The sequence below is a fragment of the Erythrobacter tepidarius genome (assembly GCF_002155695.1).
GTDB lineage: Bacteria > Pseudomonadota > Alphaproteobacteria > Sphingomonadales > Sphingomonadaceae > Erythrobacter > Erythrobacter tepidarius.
This window is the reverse complement of record NZ_MUYJ01000009.1, coordinates 147,570-164,182: the sequence shown is the minus strand read 5'-3', so window position 1 is coordinate 164,182 and position 16,613 is coordinate 147,570. Positions and strand designations below refer to the sequence as shown.

Annotated in this window: 13 protein-coding genes; 5 read left to right on the top strand and 8 right to left on the bottom strand. The window is 67.0% G+C overall.

The features are described 5' to 3' along the window. On the bottom strand, positions 1-752 hold a 752-nt coding region (locus tag BZF61_RS10645; RefSeq protein ID WP_086616887.1), incomplete at its 3' end, for an IS5 family transposase. A gap of 67 nt (positions 753-819) precedes the next feature. Between BZF61_RS10645 and BZF61_RS10640 the strand changes: the two genes are divergently transcribed. Further along, entirely contained in the window at positions 820-1,251 is a 432-nt protein-coding gene (locus BZF61_RS10640) for a hypothetical protein (protein ID WP_086619131.1), read from the top strand. Between the two features lie 66 nt (positions 1,252-1,317). Here the strand turns inward: BZF61_RS10640 and BZF61_RS10635 are convergent, their stop codons facing one another. Beyond that, positions 1,318-4,182 carry an ATP-binding protein gene (locus tag BZF61_RS10635; RefSeq protein ID WP_158094092.1) on the bottom strand — a complete coding sequence of 955 codons (2,865 nt, stop codon included), beginning with the start codon at positions 4,180-4,182 and terminating at the stop codon, positions 1,318-1,320. A 171-nt stretch (positions 4,183-4,353) separates the two neighbouring features. On the opposite strand from BZF61_RS10635, the gene BZF61_RS10630 reads away from it, so the two are divergent. From BZF61_RS10630 to BZF61_RS10620, 3 genes are all read left to right on the top strand, one after another. Continuing rightward, positions 4,354-5,100 carry an energy transducer TonB gene (locus BZF61_RS10630; protein WP_245804589.1) on the top strand — a complete coding sequence of 249 codons (747 nt, stop codon included), beginning with the start codon at positions 4,354-4,356 and terminating at the stop codon, positions 5,098-5,100. Between the two features lie 104 nt (positions 5,101-5,204). After that, positions 5,205-6,248 carry a mannose-1-phosphate guanylyltransferase gene (locus BZF61_RS10625; protein ID WP_086619128.1) on the top strand — a complete coding sequence of 348 codons (1,044 nt, stop codon included), beginning with the start codon at positions 5,205-5,207 and terminating at the stop codon, positions 6,246-6,248. Then, the gene (locus tag BZF61_RS10620; protein ID WP_245804588.1) at positions 6,245-7,054 is read left to right on the top strand and encodes a class I mannose-6-phosphate isomerase; all 810 of its coding nucleotides are present in this window, start codon (positions 6,245-6,247) and stop codon (positions 7,052-7,054) included. The genes BZF61_RS10625 and BZF61_RS10620 overlap by 4 nt, the downstream gene beginning before the upstream one ends. 27 nt (positions 7,055-7,081) lie before the next feature. Here the strand turns inward: BZF61_RS10620 and BZF61_RS10615 are convergent, their stop codons facing one another. From BZF61_RS10615 to BZF61_RS10595, 5 genes are all read right to left on the bottom strand, one after another. Further along, positions 7,082-9,628 (bottom strand): HWE histidine kinase domain-containing protein, encoded by a 2,547-nt coding sequence (locus BZF61_RS10615; protein ID WP_086619126.1) that lies wholly within the window; start codon positions 9,626-9,628, stop codon positions 7,082-7,084. Further along, positions 9,625-10,212, bottom strand: coding sequence for a biliverdin-producing heme oxygenase (locus BZF61_RS10610; RefSeq protein ID WP_086619125.1), 588 nt, complete (start codon positions 10,210-10,212; stop codon positions 9,625-9,627). The genes BZF61_RS10615 and BZF61_RS10610 overlap by 4 nt, the downstream gene beginning before the upstream one ends. A 178-nt stretch (positions 10,213-10,390) precedes the next feature. Beyond that, complete coding sequence (locus BZF61_RS10605; protein WP_086619124.1) at positions 10,391-10,690, bottom strand: polyhydroxyalkanoic acid system family protein; 300 nt, start codon at positions 10,688-10,690, stop codon at positions 10,391-10,393. A gap of 3 nt (positions 10,691-10,693) precedes the next feature. Then, positions 10,694-11,500 carry a hypothetical protein gene (locus tag BZF61_RS10600; protein ID WP_086619122.1) on the bottom strand — a complete coding sequence of 269 codons (807 nt, stop codon included), beginning with the start codon at positions 11,498-11,500 and terminating at the stop codon, positions 10,694-10,696. Then, positions 11,501-12,712, bottom strand: coding sequence for a toxic anion resistance protein (locus tag BZF61_RS10595; protein WP_086619120.1), 1,212 nt, complete (start codon positions 12,710-12,712; stop codon positions 11,501-11,503). Between the two features lie 175 nt (positions 12,713-12,887). On the opposite strand from BZF61_RS10595, the gene BZF61_RS10590 reads away from it, so the two are divergent. Next, the gene (locus BZF61_RS10590) at positions 12,888-14,405 is read left to right on the top strand and encodes a TIGR00341 family protein (protein WP_086619119.1); all 1,518 of its coding nucleotides are present in this window, start codon (positions 12,888-12,890) and stop codon (positions 14,403-14,405) included. Positions 14,406-14,823: 418 nt separating this feature from the next. Here the strand turns inward: BZF61_RS10590 and BZF61_RS10585 are convergent, their stop codons facing one another. Beyond that, a complete protein-coding gene (locus tag BZF61_RS10585) occupies positions 14,824-16,557 on the bottom strand; it encodes a fatty acyl-AMP ligase (protein WP_086619117.1) in 1,734 nt (577 codons plus the stop codon). Between the last annotated feature and the right edge of the window lie 56 nt (positions 16,558-16,613).

Below are 16,613 nucleotides of genomic sequence, written 5' to 3'. Positions count from 1 at the left end.
AGGTCTGGCAGCCGCGCCCCGTCATGGGCGTTGGCCGCGCTGGCATCCCAGGTCCTGATCAGCCCATGCGCCCGGTCGATGCCGATGTGGTTCTTGTAGCCGAACATCGGGATGGCAAGATCGACCGGCTTGAACGCCGCAGGATCAGCACCCTCCTTCACCTTCGCCTTGGAGTATTTGACCGTCCAGCGCGCATCGCGGTCCTTCTGGCGGATCCTGGCGGGCTTCTCCTTCCAGCGCTCCGGGATCTTGCCCTCCTTTATCGCGGCCTTTTCCTCATCGCTATTGCGCTGCCTGGGCGCCGGCACCACGGTCGCATCGATGATCTGCCCGCCCATCGCCAGATAGCCGCGATCGGTCAGCACGGCATCGAAGCGCGCAAAGAGCTTGTCGATCGCCTTGGCCTTCACAAGCTGCTCACGAAACAGCCACACCGTGGTGGCATCAGGCACCTTGCCATCGAGCCCTAACCCCAGGAACCGCTGGAACGAGAGCCGGTCCTTGATCTGGAACTCTGCCGCCTCGTCCGAGAGCGAGTAGAGCGCCTGCAGCACCAGGATCTTGAACATCATCACCGGATCGAACGGCGGCCGGCCGCCTTTGCCACGATCGCTCCGCCTCAGCGCCACGATCAGCGGCCCGCGGAACACTTCAAAATCCACCACCCCCGCCAACCGCTCCAGCGGATCGCCCGCCGCGCTCAACGCCGCATACCGATCCGACAAATCAAAGAAACCCGGCTGACCAACCATCATCGCCTCCGCTCATCGCAGCGCAGAGTGAATCAGATCAGCGCATCAAAGGCGAGGGTTTTTCGAGGTGTCCACCTACGACTCGCAGGCCACTTTCGAAGCATTCCAGGCCTTCGTGCAGAACTCGGAGCTGGCCGACTACCAGGGAGAGATCGCGCCGAAGAACATCGGCAAGACCCCGTGGGTGCACAAGCTCGACCTGTCGGTGCGGCAGGAAGTGCCCTTCGTGTTCGGCGGCAAGCTGGAACTGCTGGCCGATGTCGAGAACGTGCTCAACCTCATCGACAGCGACTGGGGCACCATCCGTCAGGTTGGCTTCCCTTACACGGCGCCGCTGGTCAATGTGACGTGCCTCCAGACCCCTGGCGGTACGCCGGCGACGAACCCCGGTCAGCCTTGCGCGCAATACCGCTACTCGAACTTCCGCTCCCCGATCGAGGCGACGCAGATCAACGGTTCGCTGTGGGGCGTGCGCTTCGGGGTGCGTGTCGCCTTCTGATCAATACAAGGATTCTGACAATCGAGAGGGCGGCCCGGCAACGGGCCGCCCTTTTGCGTCGCCGTCCTAGCCGGCGGTGCCGCCGAGCTTGCGTCGGGGTGCCTGAACGGGTCGATCGGCCAAGGCCAGCAGCTCGCGCGCGAGAGTGATGCAGGTCGTATCCGCATTCTCTCCTGCGCTCGCTTTCGCCAGCGCCCGTTCGAGCGCGGCGGCTGCGATGCCGAGGTCCGGTTCGCCGAACATTGCGGCGGTTCCGGCAAGCTTGTGGAGCAGCCTCGCAATCTCTCCGACCGCGCCTGACGCCGTGCCCGGCGCGGCGAGCGTCCCATTGCACAAGGCGCTGCGCACCGCTTCGACGGCCTCGTGCCGTCGCGCTTCCCAGCGCGCCACCAGCCGGGGGGAGACTGTCTTGCCCGCTGAAGCCACCGGCACTGCGCCTGCATTCTCGACGATCCGGGTTGGCAGCCAGCGCTGGAGCACCCGCACCAGATCGCCCAGCGCGACGGGCTTGGCAAGGTGCGCCTGCATCCCCGCCGCACGAGCGGCGGCGATGTCCTCGGAAAAGGCATTGGCCGTCAGCGCGATCACCGGCAGCAGGTCCGGACCGATGCCTTCGGCCCGGATCGCGCGGGTGGCGGCATAGCCGTCACAGCCCGGCATCTGCACGTCCATCAGCACCAGGTCATAGAGCCGGTTACGGATCGCGGCATCGATTACCATCGCGATCGCCTCGTTCCCGTCATGCGCGACCGCCACCTCCTGCCCGCAGCGTTCGAGCATCCCGGTCATCAGCTCGCGGTTGATGTCGTGATCCTCGACCAGCAGGATGCGCGAGGCACGCGGCAGATCGCCTGGATCGGCCGGTGCGGCTTCGGGCGCGGCGCGCTCGGGCGAGGTGAGGCGCGCGGGCAGCAGCAGCGTGAAGCGCGAACCTTGGCCCGGATGGCTTTCGACCTCGATCCGCCCGCCCAGCAGTCCGGCCAGCTGGCGACTGATCGACAGCCCGAGTCCGGTTCCGCCGAAGCGGCGCGCCGTGCTGCTGTCGCCCTGAATGAAGGGCTGGAAGATCGTCTCCAGCCGCCCCTTGCTGATCCCGATCCCGGTGTCGGAAACGGCGATCCGCACCTCGTTTTCGCGCAGCTGCCATTCCAGCCGGATCGTCCCCGCTTCGGTGAACTTGACCGCATTGCTGAGCAGGTTGAGCACGATCTGGCGCAGCCGCAACCCGTCGGTGATCAACCAGGGCCGGTGTTCCGGTTCGACATCCCCGGCGAATTCGAGCGTGAGGCCCTTCTTCTCTGCGGTCTGCCGGTGCAGGGCGGCGCATTCCGACAAGGTTGCATGCAGATCGACCGGCGCGTGATCGATGGTGAACTGCCCACTCTCTATCTTGCTGAGATCGAGCACATCATTGAGCAGCATCATCATCGACCGGCCCGATTCCACGATCATCTCGGCATGGCGCCTTTGCGCGGGATCAAGCTCGCCTTGCAGCAGCATCTCGGCGAAGCCCAACACCCCGTTCATCGGCGTGCGGATCTCGTGGCTCATGTTGGCGAGGAATTCGCTCTTGGCCCGCGCCGCCTTCTCGGCGTGGCGGCGCGCGCGGGTGAGCAGCAATTCGAGCTCGACCCGCTCGGTCACGTCGCGCGCGGCCACCACCTCGCCTTCGCGCTCCCCTGTGGCCGGATTGCGGATGATCGCGCAGTCGGCCTCGAGAAACACCGGGGTGCCATCGGGGTTGTCCTGAAAGCGGCGGTAGGTCACGCGCTCCTTGTCTGACGTGCCGTCGAGCAAGCGGCCGAAGGCCAGCACTACCCGGTCATGCGCATCGGGATGCAGGCGGGCGGTGAGTGGCTGGCCGACGAAGGCTTCGGGCGGCACCCCCATCACCTCGCGCACCGAGGGCGAGGCATAGGTGCACACTCCCGTCAGATCATAGCGCAGCACCGCATCGGTGATGTTGTCAGCGAGCAGATCGACCTGTTGCTTGCCGGCTTGGAGCGCGCGGGTCATCCGGTCGCGCCCGGCGAGAATCGCCGCGACAGGCAGGCCGGTGAGGAAATTGGCGGCGATGAAGGCCTGCAAAAGGTGCAGCTTGGCAATGTCCGCGTCCGATGCAGCGGCGATCGGGCCGAAGCCTGCCCAGGTCATCGCACCCGCGACCAGCGCCACGCCGGTGACGTGCATGGCCGTGCCGAGGCTGCCGAGCCGGAAAGCGTGCAGGAGCGTAATCGGCTGGATCAGGAACATCAGCGGGAAATGCGCCTGCTTGAACACCACCAGCGCGCCGGTCATCCCGCCGATCAGCAATGCGGTGCTTTCCAGCGGGCGCGCGGGCGCGGGCGGCAGCCGCCCGCTCAGACGGTCGAGCAGCAGCAGCCCTGAGGGCACCAACAGCACCATCGCCATGCTGTCAGTCAGGAACCACGTGACGATCCCTTCGCGCAAAGTGGCCAGATCGCGGCCCATGACCGTGGCCGCAATCAGCGCCGAAACCAAGGGGCCCACCAGTCCGCCCGCCCACACGAAGCGGGCCAGATGACTGAGCCTGGTCATGTCACAGCGCCCGCCCCCCGCCTGCCGCGCCAGCACCAGCACGACCGCGATCTCGACCGCGTTGGCGAAGGAGAACACCAGCGCCACGCTCCACGGCTGTTGGGCGAATTGGTTGGCGGCGAGGCCGGCGAGGAAGGCGAGGCCGAGGAACAGCCATTCATGCGATAGCCGCGCGTGTAGCAGCCATACCACCGCCAGCGCATTGGGCAGCCACACCGGCAGCACCGTATCGCCGATGCGGGCGAGCAGCAGGCTCAGGCAGGCACAGGCAAGATAGGCCGCGCCGCCGGCGAGAGAAGCCAAGAGCGTCGGACGGTCGAGCGATCCGGAGGCGATCCCCAGCCTCTCTATCAGGCGCGCAGGGGTGAGCATCCCGCCATAAAGGGCAGGATCGGCAGCGGCATCCGGCGCAGCACCCCCGGAGCCTTCAATCGAGAGCTGCTCTCGCTCGATCCCTTGCGCTCCATCGCAAAAAATGCCCTGCCGTGCTATAAGAAATCGCGAGGGGTTTCCGGCGGAATCTCGCCCGGAATGGAGGCAATCGTGGTTGACACCAGGGGCGCAACGACGGGGCAAAGCGGATTCAAGCACCGCCGTCGGCGGCCCAGCCTGCCCCTGCTCGTCGGCATCGCGGTGCTGCATGTGGCATTGCTCTACGGCCTTGGGCTCGCGCTCGCGCCGGACTTGACCGCTTCGGTCGAGGAGCAGGTGGTCTCTGCCTTTACCGTGACGGTTACGGCTCCGCCCACGCCCCCACCGCCTGAGAATCAGCCCGAACCGGATGAAGGCGCGCAGGGCGATCCGGGCAAGAAGGCGGTGCCGCAACCGGTCACGCAGCCCAAGCCGCCGCGCGACCTGCGCGAGGATAAACCGCGCCCGCGTGCTTCATCGACCGGCGCCGCCAGTCAGTCGGGTGCCGCCGAGGCCGGTGCCGGCACGGGCGCAGCCGGCAGCGGGCTGGGCACCGGCAGCGGCAATCGCGGCGGCGGGCGCGGCGGGGTGGCGGTGACGAGGCCGGTGCACATTTCCGGCAGCATCGACAATGCCCGCGACTTTCCCGTTCCGCCCGGCGGGCGCGGGGCGCGGCGCGGCACCGAGGTGATCGTGCGCGTCACCGTCGGCACCGATGGGCGCGCGCACGACTGCACGATCTACCGGCCCAGTCCCGATCCCGAGGCGGACCGGATCACCTGCCAGCTGGTCGAAAGCCGGCTGGGATTCCGCCCCGCGATGGACAGCGAAGGCAATCCGGTTGCCGCGCCGTTCTATTGGCGCCAGCGCTGGTTCTGACGATGGCTCCGCTCTGGTGGCAATTGCCGCCAATGGGTGCGCCTTGTGACTCGTTTCGCGGCAGGCATCTGCTATAGTCCCAAGGGAATACAAGGAATTTTCGAGTGAAAGCGATCCATCCGGTCATCCTGTGCGGCGGCAGCGGGACGCGTCTCTGGCCGCTCAGCCGCAAGGCGGTGCCCAAGCCGTTCCTGCCGCTGGTGGGCGAGGAAACCCTGTTCGAACAGGCAGTGCGCCGGGTGGCCGGGGATGATCGCTTCGCCCCGCCGCTGGTGGTGGCGGGCGCCGCCCATGCCGAACTTATCGCGCTGCAGCTCGGCGATAGGCCAGGGGCCAGGCTGGTGGTGGAACCGGCGGCGAAGAACACCGCCCCCGCGGTCGCGCTTGCCGCCGCGCTCCTTCCCGAAGACGCGATCATGCTGGTGTGCCCGAGCGACCATCACATTGCCGATAGCGCCGCCTTCCGCAGCGCCGCGCTCGCCGCGGCGGAACTGGCGCGGCAGGACTATCTCGTCGCCTTTGGCATCGCGGCTGATCGGCCGGAGACCGGTTACGGCTATCTCGAAAGGGGCGAGCCGCTGGCGGGCGGCTATGTGCTGCGCCGCTTCGTCGAAAAACCCGATCTCGATACCGCACAAGCCTATCTTGCGAGCGGCAATTTCAGCTGGAACGGGGGGATCTTCGCCTTCCGCTCCGGGTATCTGCTGGCCGAACTTGCCGCCTACCGGCCTGCCATGGCGCAGCTTGTAGCCGCGGCGGTTGCCGGCGGGCGGAACGAGGGCCTGTGCTTCCACCCGGCCGCCGAACCTTTCGCTGCGATCGACGGGGAATCGATCGATTATGCAGTGATGGAAAACACCGCCCGCGCCGCGATGGTGCCGGCCAGCATGGGCTGGTCCGATATCGGCAATTGGGCCGCGCTCGCCGATGCCCTCGCCGATCAGGCCGATGCTGCGGGTAATATCGTGCGGCGCGGCACGGTCGATCTGGCCGCGTGCAGGGGTGTCTTCGCGTTCACCGACGGGCCGCGCATCTCGGCGGTCGGGCTCGAGGACGTGTGCATCATCGTCTGCGGCAACGAGGTGCTCGTCACCACTCGCGAGGGTGCGCAAGGCGTGGGCAAGCTGCCGGGTGCGGTGAACCAATGACCTTCGCCCGCCAGCTTCCTACCCGCATGGTCGCCAAGGTCTGGGGCCGGGACGCGCTGCCTGCGCCATTCCGCGCACCGCCGGGTGAGCGGATCGGGGAGATCTGGTTCGAACCGCCGCCCGAACTGCCGCAACTATTGGTCAAATACCTGTTCACCTCGGAAAAGCTCTCGGTGCAGGTGCATCCGTCCGATGCCGAGGCGCTGCCGGGCGAGGCAGGCAAGGAGGAATGCTGGCTGGTGCTCGATGCCGCACCCGACGCACGGCTGGCGATCGGCTTCCGGCGCGCGGTTTCGGCAGACGAGATTGCCGCTGCGGCCCAGGACGGTACGATCGAGCAGCTGCTCGAATGGCACCCGGCGCGCGCGGGCGATCTTTTCTATCTGCCGGCCGGAACGGTCCATGCGATCGGCCCGGGGCTGGCGCTGGTCGAGGTGCAGCAGAACTCGGACACCACCTTCCGCCTCTACGACTATGGCCGCCCGCGCGAGCTGCATCTCGATCGCGCGCTGGCCGTGGCGCGGGGTGAGCCTTATGACCTTGCGCATCGCCGATCGGTGAGCGATGGGCCGACGCTGGTTGAGGGTCCGCTGTTCCGTTTCGACCGGATCGAAGGCGCGCCCGATGCAGCGACCAAGGCTGCCTATGGCGAGGCTGCGCTGCTCGTCCTGCCGCTGGCGGGCACCGTCGTCACGGACAGCGGTGCGGCCCGCGTCGGCGCGGGTGAGTGCCTTGTCGCCGGCGGGCTGGGCTGCCTCGATTTCAGCGCAGCCGAGGTAACGCTGCTGGTGCGTGCTTTTTCGTAACGGTCGCGCTGACGCCCGATGCGACTTCTAACCCCCGAACAGCCGCTCGATATCGCCCAGGGCATAGGGCTTGCGCAGCACCGCTTGTGCACCGAACCGTTCAAAGGCATTGACGCCCTCGGCATAACCTGTCGCCAGCGCAAAGCGTACACCCGCAAGCCGCAGCGCCTCGGCAATCGGTTCGGAGCTTTCTCCGCCGAGGTTGAAGTCGATCAGCGCGAAATCGGGCGGGCTTTCGGCAATCGCGGCGAGAGCGCCCTCCACGCTGCTTGCCACCTGCACTTCTGCCACGCCGAGGCGTTTGAGATTATCTTCGGTATCGAGCGCGATGATGACACTGTCCTCCACCAACAGCACGCGTGCCGGCAGGCTGCCGGACGCGGGCGCCGGGGTGGCGGTCGGCGTGGCGGGGGGTGCGGCAAGCGGTGCCGAGGATGTCTCTTGCCCGTTGGCGAGATGGCGCTGCGGGATCAGGAAATCGGCTTCCAGCCCTTCGAGCCGAAAGCGCACATCGGCCTCGCCGCCAAGGTCATGCGGCACCGCGCGGCTGATGATCGTCGAACCGAAACCCTGCCGCCCAGGCGCGCTCACGGGCGGTCCGCCTGCCTCGCGCCAGCCGAGCGCGAGATCGCCGAAAGCGGTCCGCGCCAGCCGGATCTCGAGCGAGCCTGCCCGTGCCGAGAGCGCGCCGTACTTGGCCGAATTGGTCGCAAGTTCATGCACCACCAGCGCCAGCACGGTATAGGCCTCCGGGCCGAGCAGCACATCATCCCCCACCAGCCGCAGGCGTGCGCGATCGCTTCCGCAATAGGGCGCAAGCTCGGTTTCGAGCAGGTTCCTGAGCGAAGCAGGCCCCCAGTTCTTGCGGGTGAGGTTCTCGTGCGCGGCGGCAAGGGCTGCGATCCGCCCGCCGAGGATCGCGGCAAAGCCCGGCACCGAAAGCGCCTCGTGCTGTGACTGCGACACCAGCGCGCGGATCAGCCCGAAGATGTTGCGCACCCGGTGATTGAGTTCGGCGATGACGAGATTCTGCTGTTCCGCCGCGCGCGCGCTTTCGCGGGCGATGTCCTCGTTCATGCGCAGCACCACCTCCATCAGCGTGCGGCGCAGGCGCGCGGCGATTTCGCATTCCTCGGGCGTCCATTCGGCGCTGCGGCCGCGCACGGTCTCGGTCCAGGCGGCAAAGCTGGCGCGCGGATGAAGCAGTTGGCCGGGCGCGGCGCGGGCCTTGGCCGGATCACCCGCCCAGGTGATCGTGCGGTCGAGCGGGCGGCGCCACAGCACCAGGCAATCGCGGCCCCCGCGCGACAGCGGCAGCACCAGGGCGCCGGTGGCCACATCGGCGAAGGCGGCGGCCTCGGGGATCTCATCGGCGAGGCGGGTGGTGGCATGGGTGGTCCCGCCGAGCGTGCTGGCGAGCAGCGGGGCGATGGTGCGGAAGGCGGCCGCGTCCGGGGCCGCACCGCTGGCGTGATAATCTCCCCCGGCCAGCAGCGACAGCCCGTCGTGCGGAACCGCTTGCACCAGTATCTGTTCGATCAGCGGCAGACTGTCGGCAAGCGCCAATCCCCCCGCCAGCCGCAAGAGCAACCGGTCGTTCAAATCGCGCGCCCGCTCGCGCAGGGCCTCGGAGCGGGCAACCAGCATCCGGTCGAGCATCAGCGAGAAGGTCTGGCTGAGCAGTTCGGCAACGGTACGCAGCGAATAGGGCGGCAGACGCGGCTTGCGGTGGTGGCACGAGATCATGCCCCACAATCGGTCATGCCGCACGATCGCGATAGCGAGCGAGGCGCCCACCCCCATGTTGCGCATGTAAGCGAGATGCATCTGCGAATGGGCGCGCAGCATGCTCATCGACAGGTCGAGCGGCGTTTCCTGCGGCCCGAGCGCGGGGATGATCGGCACGGCCGGGGCATCCATGTCGGCAATCACCCGGAAGCGGTTGCGGCGGAACAGCTCGCGCGCTTGGCGCGGGATGTCGGCAGCGGGGAAACGCAGGCCGAGAAAGGGCTCCATCTCCTCGGCGCGCTCTTCTGCCACCACCTCGCCGCTGTCGTCGGGGTGGAAGCGGTAGATCATCACCCGGTCGTAGCCGAGCATCTGGCGTACCAGCTTGGCGGCTGTCTCGCATAGCTCCTGGGGATCGGACAGGGATTCCAGCTTGGCGATGACCGGCACGATCATCGCCACGTGATCGGCGAAGTCGGCGCGCGCATGCGGCTCGAACTCGATCACCAAGAGCGCACCGCTGCGGTGCATGGCGCAGTCGAACAGGGTGCCCTTGCCGACCAAATCCAGCCCAAAGCGGCGTTCAGGAAGGTCACTTGCGGCGAGGCTGGCGCGCGCCTGCTCGATCAGCGCCAGGGCATCGGGGGCGATGATCGCCGAAAGCGGCGTACCCGGCTCGGGCAGCGCGGAAAGACCAAGCAGTTCGGCGCAATTGGCCGAGGCGTGGGCGAGCGCGCCTTGCGCATCGATGGCGATCAGCCCGCCGAAGGGCTGCACCGCAGCGATGTGGTGGATCGGCTCGCGGTCGCACTCGGTCAGCGAATCCTCGCGCTGGTGGAGGTTCATAGCGCCGTCTCTGGTGCTTCGGCCTGTTCGGCCACGGCGAGGAAGTGCGCGAAGACTGCGATTGCCGCATCTGTTGCGCCTTCGGCCTCGCCCGGCGGCGTCGGCTGTTCGATCCGCGCGCGCAGCGCCTGCCAGAAGCCGAGCATTGCCGCGTCGCCGAGGAAGACCATCGGCCATGCGCCGCCGCCGATCCGGCGCACCTGCCGGGCGATGCTGCGGTTGCCGAGCGCCGATCCGGCCAATACCCAGGCAACGCCGAGCGCATGGCCGGTTCCAGCCTCGCCCAGCGAAAACAGATGGGCTGGCGCGGGGGGCGCCTTGCCGAGCGCGGCCAGATCGTGCGCAATCAACCGGGTCTGGCGCGGGGGGCGCAGATCCTCCGGCGCATGGGCATCGATCCAGTCCTCGAGCGGGGCGCGGGCGGCGTGCTGGAGTTCGAGAAACCGGGCGTAATCCTCGCGCGTGCGCCACCCGCTCGCCGCCTGCATGGCGCGATCGAGCAGATCATGCGCGGCCAAGGTCGCGGCGCGCAGATGGCTGCGCAGACTCTCGTCCGATGCCGGCTGATGCCCTTGCCCCGCCATGCGACCTGTCCTTCCCTACCCCTGCGAGGGCAGAATGCCGGTCTGACTAGTGTGCCCTTCGCGTAAAGCAAGTTAGGCGCGATTCTTTGTCAGCTGATTGTGACAGATCAAATCGCTGATGGCAAAAGAATCTGCAAAGAATTGCAGACAAGCCGCACCGAGGCGTTGCGGAAGGCGATCAGGGCGCGAGCAGCCGCCCGCCTTCCTTCCTCACGGCCGCCTCAAGCGGGCCTTTCATCACTGACAGCAGCATCGGCAGGTGCATTTCGATCACCACTTCGCCATCCCGCAGCTCGACCCCGCCGGGGATACGCATGCCCATGACTTCGGCGGTTATGTCCATGCGGTTTTCGTTAGGCCAGCCGGTGGTTACCCTAGCCAAGCCGGGCGGGAAGAAATCCGCGATTTCGTCGGCATGCTTGTGCATCCGCGCGCGCACCTCTTCCTTTGTGAGATCGTGGGGGAGGGTGACGCGCATGGTTCAGCGCTCCTGCTTGCTGGGGATCGCCGAGAAATCGGGCAGCGGCACGCCGGTGTCGGGCATCGCCCCTTGAAGCGCCTCGGCCCCGCCATAGCGGTATTCGAGATAGCGGCTCTTGATCGCGAGATCATCGAGCGCGCCCTCGGCCAGGCGCCGGGTCACGCGGTCGATCTCGCCCGAAAGCTTGGTCAGGCTTTCGATCAGGCGTTCGTCCGCGGTCTTGCCGGCATATTGCTCGCTGCGCAGATGCGCCGGGATCTTGCGGTAATTGTCGATCGTCTCGGGGATGTATTCGCCCACCAGCTCGCGCACCTCGGCCAGCGCCGGCTCGTTGTCGCCAAGACCCTTGAGTTGCAGTCCGAGCGCGTCGAGCTGCACCCCAAGCTGATTGACGATCACCTGCGCCGGCGGGGGCAGCGCAGGGCGCTGGGCTTCGAGCCACAGCTCGGTGCGCGCGACCATCTGCTGCGGATTGCCGAGCTTCAATTCGGCGCGTCGCGGAACCTTGGGCCTGGGCACGAAGGCGAAGAACAGCACCGCGGCAATCACCGCGGCAGCCGTTAGCATCACGCCGGCAAAGCCAATCCCGTCGATGATCAAACCCGTCGCGATAGCCGCGGCCATGATCGCCAGCAGCGTCAAGCCCAGACCTTTCGCGCGCTTGACGAGGTTCTTCCGCTTCAGTTCCGCTGATCCGCGCCCGATGCTGCCGCGCGCTAGCCGGTGCGTGCCGCCGTCGCGCTGCATCGCGAGGCTGATTTTCGCCTCGCGCAGGATGCGTTCCGAATCGCAGGTGCTGTCGGGCATCTAACGGTCCAGCGCCAGCAGCGACGGGGTTTGCGAGGCGACCTTGGCTTGGGCCTGGGCCTGGCCTTCGGCCCGGGCGATGTAGCCTTTGGACTTTTCGACCTCGGAGGTGAGGACATTGACGGTCTGCTTCATTGATTCCAGCGCGCGGACCTTGAAATTGTCGACCTCGTCCATCGTGTCGTAGATGTTCTGGAAGGCGCGCTGGAGCGTCTCCAGCGGGATGGTGCTCGATGCCGCCTGCTCGTGGATCTGCGCGGTCTGTTCGCGCAGCAGCGTGCTGGTCGAATCGATGATGTCGCTGGTGGTCTTGTTGAGCGCGGTGATCTGGCCGAGCACGAGGCGCTGGTTGGTCATCGCCTGCGCGACCGTCACCGCGGTGCGCAGCGCGCCCACGGTGGTGGTGCTGGCACGCTCGACACCCTTGACCAGTTCGACATTATTCTTCTTGACCAGATCGAGCGCGAGGTAGCCCTGGACGCTCACCGCCATCTGGGTCAGCAGATCCTGCGTGCGTTGGCGGACATAGAACAGCGCGGATTCCCGCAAGGCCTTGGCCTTGGCCGGATCGATGCTGTCAAGTTCGAGCGCCTTGGCCTCCAGCCGCTCGTCCAATCGCTTGGCGATGTGGATCATCTGCTCCAGCTCGCCCATCGCCGCCCACAGCTTCTGGCGCTCGGTATCGATCGCGGCGTTATCGAGGTGCAGTTCCTTCTTGCCGCTTTCGAGCCGCTGGAGGATCGCGGCGATGTGCCCCTGCGCCGAGGTGTAGCTGTCAAAGTAGTTCTTGATCTTGTTGCCGAAAGGAATGATCCCGAGGATCTTGCGCGGCCCCGAGAGCTTGCCCTGCCTGCCGGGATCGAGTTCTTCGACCGTGCGGCGCAGTTCGGCCAGATCCTTGCCCACGCTGCCATCGGCATCCATCGCCCGCACCGGACGGTCGAGAAAGCGGTTAGACATCGCCGCGGCGGCGCGGATCTGCTCCTGCCCCATGCGGGTGATCTGATCCACCTTCTCGCCGAACTGCGGCGAATTGGCATCGACCGCAACCAGTTCGTTGACAAAGGCATCGACCTTGGCGTCGAGCTTGGACTTCTGCTCGGGGGTAACCGGCACGAGGCCGGCAGCCTGTTCCGGCGCGACCTGCGGCACCGGATCGGGCGGGGTGAGCGTGAAGTCCGTGGCGGTCGCCGTCGTGGTTTCGGTGCTCATGCCTGTCTCGTGCTCCCTCAAATGTCGCGCCCCGGAGCGCGCGGCAATGCCTACTGTATTAGTAGTCTAAAACACGTCTTGCAAGCCCGTGCGGCACGCTACTGCTCATGCCTGTGTTCGTCCATTGCTGCGCAAGCGCTTGGCAAGCCCGTGCCTGGCGGATTAGGCAGGCAGGATGAACGACACCTCCGCATCTCCGCCGCCGTCTTTGACTGCCAACCTCGCACGAACACTCGCCGACCTGAGAGCCTGGTGGAACGAGCGGGTGATCGGGCAGGTCGATCAGGCCGAAGTGATCGCGCGGCGGCGCGAGGACTGCGAATTGTCCGAGCGCTATCTGTTCATGACCGCGATGTCGGGCGGGATCGCGATTCTCGGCCTGCTGCTGTCCTCCCCGGCGGTGGTGATCGGGGCGATGCTGCTGTCGCCCTTGATGGGGCCGATCATGGGGCTGGGCTTTGCCTTGGCGATCGGCGACTGGAACTGGCTCAAGCAGTCGGGGCGCACCCTGCTGGCGGGCAGCCTGATGGCGATCGTGCTGTGTGCGGTGCTGGTGTTCCTCTCGCCAATCCAGACGATCACCTCCGAAATCGCCGCGCGCACTCGGCCCAACCTGTTCGATCTGTTCGTCGCGCTGTTTTCCGCGCTCGCCGGGGCCTATGCGATGATCCGCGGGCGCGAAGGCACAATCGTCGGTGTGGCCATCGCCACCGCCCTTATGCCGCCGCTGGCGACGGTCGGTTTCGGCCTTGCGACCTGGAACTGGACGGTGTTCTCGGGTGCGCTGCTGCTGTTCGTCACCAACCTGCTGACGATCGCGCTCACGGCCTTTGCCATGGCCAAGCTCTACGGCTTCACCAATTCGTTGAGCGCGCGCAACACCATGTTCCAGAACGTGGCGCTCCTGACGGTGTTCATCGGGCTGGCGGTGCCGTTGGGCTATTCGCTCCAGCAGATCGCGTGGGAAACCAACGCCCAGCGGATCGTCAGGAGCGCGTTGCGCGACCAGTTCGCTGACGGCTCGCAGCTCGATGCGCTCGAGATCGACTTTTCCGCCGTCCCGGTGGCGGTGAGCGCGGTGGTGTTCACCCCTGCCCTGCGTCCCGATGCCGAGCGCGCCGCCGAACGCGCCCTGTCCGAACGGCTGGGCGAGCCGGTCGCGCTCGAGCTGGTGCAATACGAGGTCGGCACCAGCGCCACCGCTGCCGAGCGCGCCCAGCTTGCCGCCGCCCGCGAACGCGAGGAGGCGCGGGCGTCCTCGCGCGCTCAGGCACTGGCTGTGCGGCTGGCGCTGGCGGCGGGCGTGGCCGAGGACGAGGTGCTGATCGACCCCTCCCGCCGCCGCGCGCTGGTGCGGGCGCAGCGTCTCGATGGCGCGAGCCTGGCAACCTACCGCGCGCTCGAGGCGCGGATCGCGGCGAGCGAGCCGGACTGGACGATCGAGCTGATTCCGCCCGAAGCCGCGCTGCCGGCCGCGATCGCCTTTGCCGGCGGCGCGCCCGACGAGGCAGGGACGCGCGCGCTCGAACTCACCGCTTGGGCTGCCGCGCGCCTCGGTCGCGGGGTGGTGCTCACCGGCAATCCCGACGAGGCCGAAGCCGCCGCCGCTATTCTGCGCGAGGCCGGCGTCGCCACCACGATCCGTCCCGGCACCGGCGTGCTCAGGGTGGGCTGGGCGCAAGTGGGCGGCTAGGGCCGGAAAAGCCGCTCTGGTCTGCGCGCAACAAAATGACAAAGTTGACAAAGGTGACACCGCGTCACCTTTCTGAATGTGGAAGTTTTTTCGTATTTCCAACGTTTTACATGAACAAGGCAGGCCGGACGGACACCTGGGCCTTGCGCGCGAAACGCCCCGCAAAGGGGCAAGCAGATCAGCCGGGGCGAAAAAGCCGCGCGCAGGCTACGCGTCTGCTCGGGTGTAGGAAAGGGCGGCAATCTGCGCGCTGCCCCCCTGCCAAGGCTGCGGCCTGGGGCCGCTTGGGGCAGTGCCTGCCGTCCGCAGGCCCGGCTTTTGCCGGGCTGACGACGGTCGCAGCAAGCCACCCATCTGCGGCATCCAGGCAGCGCCGCGCCTTTCTGCAAAGCCGCCCCCGCGCGGGACGGCAAATACCTTATGCCGCCAGCGAAATCGGCACGATCTCACCCGCCAGATAGAGCTTCTTCGCCTTGGCGCGGCTGAGCTTGCCCGACGAGGTGCGCGGCAGGGTGCGCGGGGGGACGAGTTCGACGATGCAGCTCATGCCGGTGACCGAGCGCACCTTGTCGGCGATCTGGTCGCGCAGCTTGATGCGTTCCTCCGGGTCGGAGACCTTGCAATGCACCAGTACCGCCGGGGCTTCCTCACCGTTCTCGGTTTCGATCGCAAAGGCGGCGATGTCGCCGTGGTTGAAGCCGGGCAGCTGTTCCACCGCCCACTCGATGTCCTGCGGCCAGTGGTTCTTGCCGTTGATGATGATCATGTCCTTCGCCCGGCCGACGATGAACAAATAGCCATTGGCGGTGTAGCCCATGTCCCCGGTGTCGAGCCAGCCGTCCTGCAAGCAGTCGGCGGTCGCTTCGGGGTTGCGGAAATAGGAGTGCATGACGCTGGGGCCGCGGCACCACACCTTGCCGATCTGGTGGTCGCCCTTGGCCGCGCCATCTTCGCCGCGGATCTCCACCTCCATGTCGGGCAGCGGCTTGCCGCAATTGACGATCGCGCGGTAGCGCGCCGGGCGCGACAGATCGCGCGGCGCGCCCGAAAGGCGTTCCTCCTCGACCAGTTCGACGCGGATGCCTTCGCCTGGTGGCATCACCGTCACCGCCAGCACCGCCTCGGCCAGCCCATAGGAGGGGGTGAAGCTCGAGGCCTTGAAGCCCGCTTCGGCAAAGGCGTTGACGAAGTTCTGCATCACGTCCGGGCGGATCATGTCCGCGCCGTTGCCCGCGATCCGCCAGCGCGATAGGTCGAAGCGTTCGGCCACGTTCGACTGGCTAGAGATGCGGCGCGCGCAGATGTCGTAGCCGAAGGTCGGCGAATAGGAGAGCGTGTTGCCAGGGTTGCGGCTGATCATGTCGAGCCACGCCAGCGGCCGGCGGGCGAAGGCATCGGGCTTGAGATAGTCGCCCGAAACCTGGTTGGCGATCAGCGACAGCAGGCAGCCGACCAGGCCCATGTCGTGATACCACGGCAGCCAGCTGACGCAGCGGTCATTTTCGCCGAGGTTCATCGTGGTTGCATGGCCGTAGAGATTGTGCAGCAGCGCGCGGTGCGTGACGGCGACCCCGGTGGGGAAGCGGGTCGAGCCTGAGGAATATTGCAGATAGCAGATATCGTCGGGCGAGGCCTCGGGCAGATCGCATTCGGGCGCGGGGCGCTGGCTGAAATCCTGCCAGCTAGCCGCCTCGCACCCGTGCCGCGCGGCGGCGGCCTCGGCCATCTCGGCGATTTCTTCGGGGAACAGCAGGATTCTGGGGTCTGCGCTCAGCAGCTGCACCGCGAGCTGATCGATGTAGTTTTCCTTGCCCCCGAAAGTCGTCGGCAGCGGCAGCGGCACCGGCCAGGCGCCGGCATAGACGCAGGCGCAGAACAGCGCAGCGAATTCCGGCCCGGTCTCGGCGATCAGCGCGACGCGATCCTGCTTGCCGATCCCGGCCGCGACCAGCCGCCGCGCCATCACCAGCGCATCCTCGCGCATCTGCGAATAGGGATAGACCCGCGCCAACACGCCGCGCATGTCATGGAAATTGAGCCCCTTGCGGCTCTTCGCGGCGTAGTCGATCGCTTGGTTGAAAGTTGCAAATTGCGCACGGATTCGCGGCAGTTCGCAGTCATTCGGCGTCGGCGTCAAAACGGCGTCGGTCATATTGTTCAACGATACCCGTCAGTTGCGGCGCGTTCCAAGGCCATGCCTCGCTTGCG